Raw genomic sequence first — 12784 nt, 5'->3', positions numbered from 1 at the left:
TGCCAATTTTCCAAGGTTTGGACTGCAATTTCCATGACAGAAGACCAATTGGACCGCATCGACCGGAACATCCTGTCGGCGCTGGCAAGCAATGGCCGGCTTTCCATGTCGGAATTGGCGGCAAAGGTCGGTCTGTCGAAGACACCGGTGCAGGCGCGGGTGAAGCGGCTGGAGAAGGACGGCTATATCAGGGGCTACCAGGCAATCATCGACCGCGAGCGCATGGGCGAAGGCCATGTCGCCTTCGTCCAGGTGAAATTGTCCGACACCCGTTCAGCAGCACTCGACGCATTCAACCGGTCGGTACAGTCCGTGCCTGAGATCGAGCAGTGCCACATGATGGCGTCGAGTTTCGATTACCTGTTGAAGGTCCGTACCAGGGATATCGCCGCCTATCGCCGTGTGCTGGGCGAGCGCATCTCGGCCCTTCCCCACGTCGCCCAGACCTCGACCTTCGTGGCAATGGAGACGGTGAAGGACCGCTGACCATGATCCCGAAAATCGGGCGCCGGTTTTCGGACGGGCTCATGGTCAAACAAGAAAGCAGAGCCTACTCCGACAGCGTCTTCAGGAACGCCACCAGCGCGGCACGCTCGCGATCCGACAGCTCCAGCGGATGGACCTCGGATGTCCCCTCGACGCTGGGAGCCGCCTTGGCATAGTGCGCCACCACCTCGTCCAGCGACGAAAATTGCCCGGCATGCATATAGGGCGGCCGCGTGGCCGCGCCGCGCAGCGATGGCGTCTTGTAGGCGCGGATCAGTTGCGGTCCATCCCTGACCATGAAGCGCAATTCGCCACAGGCGCTCGCATCACCGTCGCGATAGGCGCCGAGACAATTGAACGGGTCGGCCTCGACCTGAGCAACCGCATCGACACGCCCGCGATCCGGTGGCAGATACGCGACTGGCGGCACACCGGTGTTGTGAAAACTGTTGTCGGTGAAGCGCGGGCCGTTGTGGCAGGTCACGCAATTGGCCTTGCCGATGAACAGTTTCAGCCCGAGGATTTCCTCCCGGGAAAAGACGGCATCGCCTTTGGGTTCGGCGCCGGTGGCAAGGTCCAGCGCAAAGCGGTCGAAACGCGTCTGCGCGGGCTCGATAGAGCGTTCGAAGGCAGCGATCGCCTTGCCGATATTGGCATAGACGCGGTTGATGGCGTCGCGCTGCCCATCGCTCATTGCATTCCAGGCGGCCTTCTCGGCATCGGTTCCCAGCGGGCTGGCATTCGACGGAACGCCGGAAAAATCCGGCAACGGCCCGAAGATCCGCTCATAGCGCTCGCCGAAGCGCGCCTTGATGTAATGCGCGTAGGCGGCGCGGTTTCCAGCCTGCTCCAGCGGGTTTTCAAGCGGTGTCAGCGCTTGCGCCCACAGGCTGTCGCGGCGGCCGTCCCAGAAGAAAAAGGGGTCGCGCGCCACGCCCGCCAGCGGCATGGTGCGCCGGTTGGTGCGGCCAACGCCAACGGCTTGCGGCAGGCCGTCCTGAAACTGGCGGTCGATCTTGTGGCAGGTCGAGCACGACACGGTGCCGTCGCGGCTCATGCCCTGATCGAAGAACAGTGTCGAGCCAAGCGCGGCTGCCGCCGGCACGTCGGCAAAGCGATTGGTGGTGTCGGGTTTCAACGACGGCAGCGTGTTCAACGCCAGCGAAGCGATGGTCTTCTTCTCGGCGTCGGAGAAATCCGGCTTGCCGCAGCCGACGAGGATGACGGCGACCGTCAGCGCCAGAAAGCAGAAAAGGCGCTTCATCGATCGCTCACAGCACCACGTTGAACAGCACCGTGTCGGAGCCGGCGCCGGACGAAATGGCAAAACGAAATTGCCACCAGCCGCTCATGGTGAATTTCAGCCCCTCGATGCGGTAGCGGCCGTCGCCCAGGTAATCGGTCACCTGCGGGCTGGTCGGCAGGCCGTGATTGTGTTGCGGCATGCCGCCGGAGATGGCGATCGCGGCGCGCTCCACCGAAGCCCCTGTCTTTGTTTTCAGGGTCAGCAGCCAGGATTCCAGTTCGCCCTGCCGCACCACGCCCCGTTCCGGCACGAAGCTGGCCATATACAGCCCATTCTCGGATTTCTTCGTCCGCGAGACATCCGGGCCGGCAAGCTGCGCTGATTGTGGCGCCGTCAGGTAGACGACCGCGAGAACGCCGACCAGCAGAGCAGCCAGACCGAGACCCGCCAGGAGATAACGCCATATCGATGCCAAACCGGTTCCTCTTCTGCAGACAACGTTCTGCCGGGTGGATCGCATCCCGCCAGCTTGTGGGAAAACGCTGTGGCGGAAAAAAGCCTGCTTGCCAAGCATGGCGCCGCCGCCGGCAAAAAGCTACAGCACGGAAATCACTGGAGGATAGCAGATGGCGGGAAACGGCGTCGCATCGATCGGCGAATGCATGCTCGAACTGTCGGGCCAGACCGGCGCGAACTGGCGCATGGGTTTTGCCGGCGACACGTTCAACACGCTTTGGGCGCTGCATGCGTTGAGCCAGGACCGGCCGGCGACCTATGTCTCGGCCTTCGGCGACGACCCCTTCTCGCAAGGCCAGATCGGCTTCTTCGCCGAAAACGGTATCGGCATCGGCTCCAGCCCGGTAATATCGGGCGCGCGCCCCGGCCTCTACGCGATCACGCTGACCGGGGCCGAACGCTCCTTCACATACTGGCGCGGCGACGCCGCTGCCCGGCAGCTTGCTTCGGATCCCGCCGCGCTGTTGAAAAACCTTGAAAACCAAGCGCTTGTGTACTTTTCCGGAATCACTTTGGCAATTCTGGAGGATGCGGCGCGCAAAACACTGCTGGAAGCCGTGGCCAAGGCACGCGCCGCTGGCTCGCTGATCGCCTTCGACCCCAACTATCGGCCGCGGCTTTGGCGCAACCGCGAAAGCGCGCAGGCAGCGATTGTCGAAGCACTCGGCGTCACCGACATCGCACTGCCGACCTTCCCCGACGAGCAGATGCTGTTTGGTGACGAGACACCGCAGGCGACCGCAGTGCGGCTCAGGCAATGGGTCGGCGAAGTCGTCGTCAAGAACGGCGAACAGCCGGCGCTGATTGCCGAAACCGGAACACTGCACGACGTGCCGGCCATCCATGTCGCGGACCCTGTCGATACGACCGGGGCCGGCGATTCCTTCAATGGCGGCTATCTGGCGGCACGCCTTGCCGGCCATGGTCCGCGGCAAGCGGCAAGCCGGGCCCATCGCGTCGCCGCCGCCGTGGTGCAGGTCCGCGGCGCCCTGGCGCCGTTCGAGACATTGCGGGAGGCGTTTGAAAACTAATGTCTGGAGAAACTAGGGAAGGCGGAAACGATATTCCGTCACGTGGTGATAAATTGCACCCGGCCACAGCGTCGCCTGTGGAAAATACGGCCGGTTTGGCGCATCCGGCCATATCTGAGGCTCCAGGCAGAAGCCGCTGAAGGCTTTGTAGTCCCGCCCTTCCAGCCCTTTGCGGGGCGTCACATACTGGCCTGTATAGAGTTGGACGCCGGGCTCCGTTGTCCAGACCTCCATCTCGACGCCGGAGCTTGCCCCTTGCGTCCAGGACGCTTGCCGCAGCGGCCCGCGCGCCGAGGCAAGGCAGAAATTCTGATCGTAAGGCAGTTGTTCGCCCTCGGTCTCCATGCGCAACGGCCGCGCCTGGCGGAAATCGAAAGGCGTGCCGTCAACCGGCTTGACCACGCCGGTCGGGATCATGTCGCCATCGACCGGCAGATAGGCGCCCGCGTTCAGCATCATCCTGTGATCGAGAATGTCGCCGGCCCCGCCATCATCCAGGTTGAAATAGGAGTGCTGGGTGAGATTGCACAGCGTCGGCTCCTCGCAGGTCGCCGTCAGTTCGACGCTGAGCGTGCCGGGGATCTTTAGCCGATAGGTGCAGGTGACGTCGAGCGCGCCGGGAAAGCCCATCGCGCCGTCCGGATCGTGCAGCGTCAGCGTGACGAAGTCCCGGCCGTGCAGTGAAACCGCCCATGGCCGGTGCGAATAGCCCTGCGAGCCGCCATGCAGCGTGTGCTTGTCGAGGAAATTTGGCTCGGTCTGGTAGCGGTTGCCGCCAATGGTGAAGCGGCCGTCGCGGATACGGTTGGCATAGCGGCCGACCACCGCGCCGAAGAAGGCGTTGTCGGCCTCATACTCTTGCAGGGTGCCGTAGCCGAGCACCAGCGGCGCATCATGGCCGGTCAGGCGCAAATCCTGGATGATGGCGCCGAGACCGATGATGTTGGCAGTGAGGCCGCCACCCCTGATGGTAAAACGGCGCACGGGCTCGCCCGCCTGTGTCGTGCCGAAAACCTCGCCGTCCTTCATCGCCATGCCCGCAAATGCCAGTTGATCCAGAGGACTTCGGGAGGTTTTCCCAGGAGAGATGGGCCGCCCATTGGCTTGCCCATCTCAAGACCAGTCTATCAGAGGCCGAGGCCGCCGATGCAGACATATTTGGTATCGAGATAATCCTCGATGCCCTGATGTCCGCCTTCCTTGCCAAGACCCGATTCCTTGACGCCGCCGAACGGCGCTTCCGGCGTGGTGATGAGGCCTTCATTGACGCCGACCATGCCGTATTTCAGCCCTTCCATGACCCGGAAGGCACGGCCGAGATCGCCGGTGTAGAAGTAGCAGGCAAGGCCGAACTCGGTGTCGTTGGCGAGTTGCACCGCCTCTTCCTCGGTCTCGAACTTGAACACCGGTGCGACCGGGCCAAAGATCTCTTCCTTCATGAAGCGCATCTTGGGCGTAGCGTTGGCGATGACCGTCGGCTGGAAGAACGAGCCGCCGAGCGCATGGCGCTTGCCGCCGGCGACGATCTTGCCGCCCTTTGAGGTGGCGTCGGCAATCAGTTCCTCGACCTTCTCGACCGCCTTCTCGTCGATCAGCGGTCCCTGCTGCACGCCTTCCTCGAGGCCGGAACCGACCTTCAGCCCGTTGCTGGCGGCGGCCAGTTTCTCGACGAACTTGTCATAGACGCCGGCCTGCACGAGGAAGCGGTTGGTGCACACGCATGTCTGGCCGGAATTGCGATACTTGGCGGTTATGGCGCCGGTGACGGCACGGTCGATATCGGCGTCGTCGAAGACGATGAATGGCGCGTTGCCGCCGAGTTCCATCGACACTTTCTTGACGGTGACCGACGACTTCTGGATCAGGATCTTGCCGACTTCGGTGGAGCCGGTGAAGGTGATCTTCTTGACCAGCGGGTTGGCGCAGATCTCGTCGCCGATTTCGCCGGCGGCACCGGTCAGGATGTTGACGACGCCCTTGGGGAAGCCGACTTCCTCGGCCAGCGCGCCCCAGGCGAGGCCCGAATATGGCGTCTGCGAGGCCGGCTTGACGACGGCGGTGCAGCCAGCGGCAAGTGCGGGACCGAGCTTGCGGGCCAGCATCGAGGACGGGAAATTCCACGGCGTGATGGCAGCGATGACGCCGACCGGCTCCTTGGTCACCAGGATGCGGCGGTCCGCCCATGGTGACGGTACGACGTCGCCATAGGTGCGGCGGCCCTCCTCGGCGAACCACAATATATAAGCCGCGGCCGAGCCGATCTCGCCCTTCGATTCGAACAGCGACTTGCCCTGCTCGATGGTCAGCAGTTCGGCCAGCACGTCCTGATTGTCCATCATCGCGTCATGCAGCTTGCGCAGCAGCTTCGAGCGTTCGAGCGCGGTCGTCTTGCGCCACGACTTGAAGGCGGCATCGGCCGCCTCGATGGCGCGGCGGGTCTCGGCCTTGCCCGACTTCGGCACGGTGCCGATCTTGAGGCCGGTGGCGGGGTTGTTGACGTCGACCGTCTGGCCGCTGTCAGCCTGCACCCATTCGCCGTTGATGAGATTGGCCTGCCGCATGAAATGGCTGGTTTTCTGAAGCATGGTCTATCCTCCGTTCGGCGCGCTGACGGGCCGGTCTGTGAATCTTCGGTGAGCGTGCGCCAGGACTTGAAAAGCCGGCACGCCGGAGCCACTGCTCTTTACCTAGGGCAAGGCCCGCAAGCAATCGCAAGATGGCATATAGGGGTTGGACCAGCCGGAGACGAGAGCGGTCGACATCTTCGTCCCCTGGAATGCCTACCCGAATACGTGCAAGACGACGGTCAGCCAGAAAGCCGTGGTGATGGCGGCACAGGCCGTGGCGATGGTCATCTGGTTCGAAGCCAGCGCCTGGCCGGTGTTGAACTGCACGGCGATGAGATAGGAATTGATGCCGGACGGCAGCGCCGCGACCACGACCGCCACCTTGGCGGTCATCGGCGGCAGGCCGAGCAGCCAGACGAAGGCGAGAACCAGTGCCGGCATCAGGAACAGTTTCAGCGCCGAAAGCGCCAGGGCCGGCCTGACATTGCCCGAAACGCCGAAGCGACGCAGGCTGAGCCCCATGGCAAACAGCGCCACCGGCCCAGCCGTGTTCGCCAGCGCATCGACCAGCCGCATGGCGAGGTTGGGCAGCGGCACGCCGCTGAGGCGCCATGCCAGCCCCAGCAGAATGCCGATGATCAGCGGGTTCATGAACAGCCGCCGCAGGAAGCTGCGTAGCACCCGCAGCGGATGGACATGGTCGCCGCTGCCGCGGCCGAACATTTCGAACAGCACGATCGAGGCCATCATCATGACCGGCAGATGCACCGAGACCAGAAGCGACAGCACTTCGAAGCCGCTTGGGCCGAATATGCCAAGGATGAACGGCGCGCCGAGCAGCACCACATTGGAATAGGCCGACGACACGCCTCCGACGACGCCGGCGCGCGCATCACGTCCGAATATCCGCGTGGTGACGACATGGCCGGCGGCCCAGGTGATCGCCACCGCCGTGAAATAAGCCCCCCACAGCGGCCATGGCGCCACGCCGTGGAAATCGGCATTCACCATCGTCTGGAACAGAAGCAGCGGCATCGCCACCGAGACCGCGAAGTCCGATATCCCCTCGCCGCTCGCCGGCCTGAGATAGCCGGTGAGCCCGGCGAGATAGCCGAGCGCGACAAGGCTGAAGACAAAAAGGACGGTTTCTGTGAGCGGGGACATTTTTTCAGGGATAGGCGAGCCACGCCCGTGGCGCAATCGCGCCCGAATTTGATCATGCCCGAATTTGATCATGCCTGAATTTGATCATGGTCTGCTGGCAGCGTTATAGAGGGTTTGGAACATCAGGGCGGACACGAACGACAAATGACCTTTGTCGAAACCTCAGGACGCAATCTTTTTGCGCGGATGTGGCTGACGGCCTTCGTCGCCGCTCTGTTTTGTCTTGCCGCGACGGCGTTTGCATTTGCCGAATCGAAAAACCTCAAGGGTGTGGCGCTGATTATCGGTCAGTCGAAATACGAACACATCGCCGCCCTGCCCAACCCGGCCAACGACGCCCGCGACATGGCCAAGATGCTGACCGACCTCGGCTTCGACGCCCGCAACGTCACCGATCGCGATGCCGGCAAGCTGAAGCGCGACCTCGAACGGTTCGTCGAGGATGCCGAAGGCGCCGACGTCGCCTTCATCTACTATTCCGGCCACGGTATCGAAGCCGGTGGCGAAAACTATCTGGTTCCTGTCGATGCCGACGTCTCGTCGCTCAAGGATGCCGGTCAGGCCCTGGTGCCTATGTCCGCCGTCATGGATGAATTGAAAAAGACCGTGCCGGTGACGATCATGCTGCTCGACGCCTGCCGCACCAATCCGTTTCCGGCCGACGCCGTGGTGCGGCGCGCGCCAACCGCTTCCGCCGAGCCGATCGGTGCTGGCGGGCTGGAACCGTTGCGTGGTGCCAAGGCCCTCGGCAACGCACCGGCGGCGGATGCGAGCCTGGGCACGGTGGTCGGCTTCGCCGCCGAACCGGGGCGTCCGGCTCTGGATGGCGCCCCCGGTGAAAACAGCCCTTACGCGGCCGCGCTGCTGCGCCACCTCGCGGCGATGAAAGGCACGGAGTTCGGCTCGGTTATGCGCATGGTGACCGAGGAGGTCTATCTCGACACCAAGGCAAAGCAGCGCCCCTGGGTCAATGAAAGCCTGCGCCGGCTGCTCTATTTCGGCGTCGCGCCACCGGAACCGACAGGCGATGACGGGCTGATCACCGGCGAAAGACGGCAGTTGCTCTTGACCATCTCCGACCTGCCCGATCCCAAGCGGGCGCAGGTGGAACTGGCCTCGCTGCAGGACGGAGTGCCGCTCGACGCGCTCTATGGGGTGCTCAGGGCACTCGGCACGGAAAAGATCCCCGAGGATCCGGCCGACCTGCAGAAGGTGCTCGACGCCCAAGCCGAGCGGCTGAAGAAGATGATGTCCGAGCGCGCGGCGCTGCGCACGGACGATCCGGAGATCAAGCGGCTGGTCGCGTCCGCCGACAAGGCCATAGGCCAGGGCGCCATGGTGACGGCGCGCAAATTCCTCGATGACGCGGTCGGCAGGGTCGAGCAGAACAGCGACGCGGTTGACGAGGCCGAGGACCTGGTCCGACAGAAACGCATCGCCGACGCCGCTATCTACGCCAAACGCGCCGACGCCGCCGCCCTGGTCTTCGACTACAAATCCGCCGCCAACGATTACGCCAAAGCCTTCTCGCTGGCCGAGAAATGGGACGACAAGCTGCGCTGGAACTACAAGAACCAGGAAGCCGAGGCACTCAACGCCTATGGCTATGCCACCGGCGACCTCGATGCATTGCAGCACGCGATCGAAGCCTATCACGTCATCCTGAACTTCATTCCCAACGGCGAGCAGAACAGGGATTGGGCGATCACCCGCAACAATATGGCGGTGGTGCTGCAGACCATCGGCGAGCGCGAGACCGAGACCGCGCGTCTCGAGGAGGCAGCACAGATCTTCCGCGATTCGCTTGTCGTCTTCGAGCGCGAGAAGGACGACCCCAATTGGGCCGCCGCGCAGAACAATCTCGCCAATGTGCTTTTGAAGATCGGCGAACGCGAGAGTGACCCAAAGCGACTCAATGAAGCAGTGGCGGCGATGCGCGCCACGTTGGAAAAGCGCCCGCGCGACAAGCTGCCGCTCGACTGGGCCGCTTCGCAGAACAATCTCGGCCTCGCGCTCTATGCGCTCTCGGAGCGAGAGCCCGACGGCGGGCATCTGAAGGATGCGGAAGCAGCCTACCGGCTGGCGCTTGGGGAATACACGCGCGAGAAAACGCCCGTGGAATGGGCGATGGTCGAAAACAATCTCGGCAATACCCTCGTGACTTCAGGCATCCAGCTCAACGACAAGGCCAAGATCAACGAGGCGGCCGATGCGTTCCGCGCGGCGCTGAAGGTGCGGACCCGCGAGACCTTCCCGGTGTCATGGGCGACCAGCCGGCTCAACCTCGGCAACGCACTGAGCGGGGTTGCCCGCTTCGATATGGGCACGGGCACGCTCGAAGAGGCCGCCGCGGCCTATGACGACGCGCTGACGGTGTTTACCCGCCAGCGGTTCCCGATGGATTGGGCGTCGGCGCAGAACAATCTCGGCTCGATCTACCAGACGCTTGGCCAGCGGACCCGCGATGCGGCCAAGCTCGAACAGTCGGCGGCAGCCTTCCAGGCAGCCCGGCAGATCTATGTCAGGCGGAAATTCCCGCTGGATTGGGCCATGAGCTACTACAATCTCGGCAACACGCTGCAGCTTCTTGGCGGCGTGACGGACAAGCCCGAGCATTACAGCGAGGCGGTCGACGCCTATCGGAATGCGTTGCGCGAATACAAGCGCGAGACGAACCCCCGGCAATGGGCGCTGGCCCAGGCCGGTCTGGGCTCGACGCTACACTGGCTGAGCATGAGCAATGCCGATCCGAAAACCTTGCAGGATTCGATCGCGGCGCGGCGGGCGGCACTTGAAGTGCTGTCCATCGAGTCCGCACCGGTCGACTGGGCCAACGCCCAGAACGGCATCGGCATGAGCCTGCTCAACCTCGGCAACATCGAACGGACCGGCAAATATCTCGACGAGGCCGAGGCGGCTTTCACCGCGACGCTGAAGGTGTTCACCAGGGAAAACCAGCCCATGCAATGGGCTTTCGAACAGAATAATCTCGGCGATATCCACTGGAACCGCGCCAGCTATGGCGGCGGCAAGCCGGAATATCTCAGGGCCATAGAGTTCTTCGAGAACGCCAAGCAGGGCTTCACCGAAGCCGGCTACACCATCCCCATCCCGCTCACCGACCAGAAGATCGATCTGGTGAAGCAGCAGCTCGCCAAAAAGTGAGTCTGGGACGTCCGCGACGCCCGCTTGTCTTTGTGCCGGCCTTCCGATCCCTATATGCGAATGACCGGAGCCCGGTGTCAGGCTCCTGGAAGGACCGCGATGATTCGATTTGCCCTGGCCTTGTTCCTGCTCGTCATTCCCGTCGCGGCCCATGCCACGGATGCCGGCTGGGCGTTGCTGCGCGATGGCGGCCATGTGGTGCTGCTGCGCCATGCCATGGTCACCGGCACCAACGATCCGGCTAATTTCGACGTCGACAGCTGCGCCACCCAGATCAACCTCTCGGCGCGCGGCAAGCAGCAGGCAAGCAAGATCGGCGCCTTGTTTGCCGCCCGCGCCGCGCCGATCGAGCGCGTGCTGTCCAGCCGCTATTGCCGCTGCCTCGACACCGCGCGCATCGCCTTCGAGGCCGAGCCGGAGCTTTTTGCGCCGCTCGATCTGCTGAAGGGCGACGATGCGCAGAAGGCAGCGCAGATCGCCGCCATCATGAAGGAAATCCGCGCCTATTCCGGTTCCGACAACCTGGTCATGGTCACCCATCTGGAAGACATCATGGCGCTGACCGGGGTTTCGCCGCGAGAGGGCGAAGCCGTGATCGTCGAGCCGCAGGGCGACGGCCTGCGTGTACTCGGTCGCGTCACCTTCTAACGGTACCGCGCTTCCAACGTTGGACGCAGTGTTGCCGAATTGCCACCACTGAAAAAAGCCGCGAATTCGCCCCGACAATGCCGCTTGCGACAACCCGTCGCAGGCTCTATAGCCGCGCTCCCGGTCACGAGAACCGAAGTGAGCACAACGGTTGGAGCTTTCGTCTCCGCCCGTGCAGGCGGCGTTGCCGCCCTGTATACGGCGCCGCTTTGGGGATTGGGGTCGCGGATGTAGCTCAGGGGTAGAGCGCCGGATTTGGGTCCGGAGGTCGCAGGTTCGATTCCTGCTGTCTGCACCGCGGATAGCTCAGTTTGGTAGAGCATCAGATTTAGGTTCTGATTGTCGAAGGTTCGAATCCTTCTCCATTGGCCTGATAAGCCAGCACCCTGCCACGGTGTTATCTGAAAAACGGTCCGGGGACTGGAATGCCGAAGACCTGACGGACGACCGAAGCCTTCGGGCCAAGGCCGTATCGAAAGGTTTGACGCCATCGGCTCGCGGCCAGGTCCGCGGTGACGGTCAAGGCGCGGTGTCGCCGGCAAGGCAGGCCACGGCTTGCCGAGCCCGCTTCGCTGCCCCGCGACCCGCTCCCGAAGACCCGCCACGGATTGATGCCACCAGTCCCCGGATCATTCGTGTCCGGACCATGACGACGTGAAACGAGAAACGAAGGGAAGATCGACGCATGACGTGACGCCTCGCATGGGGCCATGCCCGACAGGAGTAATAAAATGACGACTATTCTCGACAAGGTTCTTGGACGCCAGCGCGTCCTCGTAAAGGAAAACGAACGTGCCCTCACCCTCCACAAGGGGGAGATCAAGGCCGTCCTGCTGCCGGGCGAGCACTCGCTCGCCAATCGGCGCGGAAGCCTGGAAGTGTCGCGGCACGATCTGAAGAACCCGGAATTCGTTTCGGCATATGAGAAGGCGTTGTTCGACAAGCTCCCGGATGTGGCCGCGCGTCATTTCACCGTCGTTCGCACCGGGCGCACGGATGTCGCCGTCATCGAGCGTGACGGCAATTTGCATGCCGTGCTGGCACCGGACCGCAAGCTGGTGCTGTGGACGGATGCCGGTCCGTGGACGGTGGCGCTGATCGACACATCGGCCGATCTGGCCATCGATCCGGCGGTCATGCGCCGGCTCGGCCAGGCCAGGAAGGCGGAGTTGATGTCGGTCCATCCGGTCCTCGACGGGCAGGCCGGGTTGCTGTTCATCGACGGCGTCCTGGTCCGGACGCTTTCCGCGGGCGTGCACGGCTTCTGGAATGTCGGACGCATGGTGCAGATGAAGGTCGTCGACCTCAAGCGCCAGTCGCTCGACGTCGCCGGGCAGGAAGTGCTGACCAAGGATCGCGTGACGATCCGCGTCAATATCGCCGCCGAATACCGGGTCGTCGATCCGGTCAAGGCGGTGAGTGCCGTGAAGGACTTCTCTGAAGCCCTTTACCGCGCCCTGCAATACGCTTTCCGCAAGACGCTGGGCGCGCTGACGCTTGACCAGATCCTTGAAAAGAAGGTGACGGTCGACGAGGAAGCGGCAGCCAAGGTCCGTGCCGACATGGCCGAGATCGGTGTCGAGGTCAGCGATATCGCCCTCAAGGATGTCATCCTGCCGGGCGAGATGCGCGAGATCCTGAACCAGGTGGTGTCGGCCGAAAAGCAGGCCGAGGCCAATGTCATCCGCCGCCGCGAGGAGACGAACGCCACGCGTTCGCTGCTCAACACGGCCAGGGTGATGGCGGAGAACCCGGTGATGCTGCGGCTGAAGGAGCTCGAGGCTCTGGAAACCATCGCCGGCAAGGTCGAGCGGCTGACCGTCCACAACGGAACGGGCGGATTGCTCAACGATCTGGTCAAGCTCCGCGACAACTGATGGGATGTCGCCCAAAATTGGTTCCGGTTTTGGGAAAACGACAGGCATCGAAACAGAGACTGACGTGACGTAATGGGAAGGGCC

10 protein-coding genes and 2 tRNA genes are annotated in these 12784 nt (G+C 63.3%); 7 read left to right on the top strand and 5 right to left on the bottom strand.

Annotated elements, in window-relative coordinates; genetic code table 11:
- Positions 1–33 precede the first annotated feature (33 nt).
- Complete coding sequence (locus FJ977_RS16390) at positions 34–486, top strand: Lrp/AsnC ligand binding domain-containing protein (protein WP_056572481.1); 453 nt, start codon at positions 34–36, stop codon at positions 484–486.
- 64 nt (positions 487–550) lie between these two features.
- Here FJ977_RS16390 and FJ977_RS16385 read toward each other — a convergent pair whose 3' ends face one another.
- Entirely contained in the window at positions 551–1750 is a 1200-nt protein-coding gene (locus tag FJ977_RS16385) for a cytochrome-c peroxidase (RefSeq protein WP_140773063.1), read from the bottom strand.
- Between the two features lie 7 nt (positions 1751–1757).
- Complete coding sequence (locus FJ977_RS16380) at positions 1758–2207, bottom strand: FixH family protein (RefSeq protein WP_140773928.1); 450 nt, start codon at positions 2205–2207, stop codon at positions 1758–1760.
- 151 nt (positions 2208–2358) lie between these two features.
- Here FJ977_RS16380 and FJ977_RS16375 point away from each other — a divergent pair, with 151 nt between their 5' ends.
- On the top strand, positions 2359–3279 hold the full coding sequence (locus FJ977_RS16375; protein WP_140773061.1) for a sugar kinase: 921 nt from the start codon (positions 2359–2361) through the stop codon (positions 3277–3279).
- Positions 3280–3291: 12 nt separating this feature from the next.
- Here the strand turns inward: FJ977_RS16375 and FJ977_RS16370 are convergent, their stop codons facing one another.
- The 3 genes from FJ977_RS16370 to FJ977_RS16360 all read right to left on the bottom strand — a co-directional run bounded on the left by FJ977_RS16370 (position 3292) and on the right by FJ977_RS16360 (position 7010).
- Positions 3292–4314 carry an aldose epimerase family protein gene (locus tag FJ977_RS16370; protein ID WP_140773059.1) on the bottom strand — a complete coding sequence of 341 codons (1023 nt, stop codon included), beginning with the start codon at positions 4312–4314 and terminating at the stop codon, positions 3292–3294.
- Positions 4315–4406: 92 nt separating this feature from the next.
- The gene (locus FJ977_RS16365; RefSeq protein WP_056572490.1) at positions 4407–5864 is read right to left on the bottom strand and encodes an NAD-dependent succinate-semialdehyde dehydrogenase; all 1458 of its coding nucleotides are present in this window, start codon (positions 5862–5864) and stop codon (positions 4407–4409) included.
- A gap of 195 nt (positions 5865–6059) precedes the next feature.
- Positions 6060–7010: an AEC family transporter gene (locus tag FJ977_RS16360; protein ID WP_140773057.1), complete on the bottom strand. Its 951-nt coding sequence runs from the start codon at positions 7008–7010 to the stop codon at positions 6060–6062.
- 144 nt (positions 7011–7154) lie between these two features.
- On the opposite strand from FJ977_RS16360, the gene FJ977_RS16355 reads away from it, so the two are divergent.
- From FJ977_RS16355 to FJ977_RS16335, 5 genes are all read left to right on the top strand, one after another.
- On the top strand, positions 7155–10175 hold the full coding sequence (locus FJ977_RS16355) for a caspase family protein (protein ID WP_140773056.1): 3021 nt from the start codon (positions 7155–7157) through the stop codon (positions 10173–10175).
- A 99-nt stretch (positions 10176–10274) separates the two neighbouring features.
- Positions 10275–10823 (top strand): histidine phosphatase family protein, encoded by a 549-nt coding sequence (locus tag FJ977_RS16350; protein WP_140773054.1) that lies wholly within the window; start codon positions 10275–10277, stop codon positions 10821–10823.
- 224 nt (positions 10824–11047) lie between these two features.
- Positions 11048–11118 (top strand) — tRNA-OTHER (locus FJ977_RS16345).
- A gap of 5 nt (positions 11119–11123) precedes the next feature.
- Positions 11124–11192, top strand: a tRNA-Leu gene (locus FJ977_RS16340).
- Positions 11193–11554: 362 nt separating this feature from the next.
- Positions 11555–12700 (top strand): slipin family protein, encoded by a 1146-nt coding sequence (locus FJ977_RS16335; RefSeq protein WP_181179891.1) that lies wholly within the window; start codon positions 11555–11557, stop codon positions 12698–12700.
- Positions 12701–12784 lie beyond the last annotated feature (84 nt).

The organism is Mesorhizobium sp. B2-1-3A, assembly GCF_006442655.1.
In the GTDB taxonomy this organism is placed as follows: Bacteria; Pseudomonadota; Alphaproteobacteria; order Rhizobiales; family Rhizobiaceae; genus Mesorhizobium.
The sequence above is the reverse complement of the archived record's forward strand: the minus strand, read 5'-3'. Positions and strand labels throughout refer to the sequence as shown.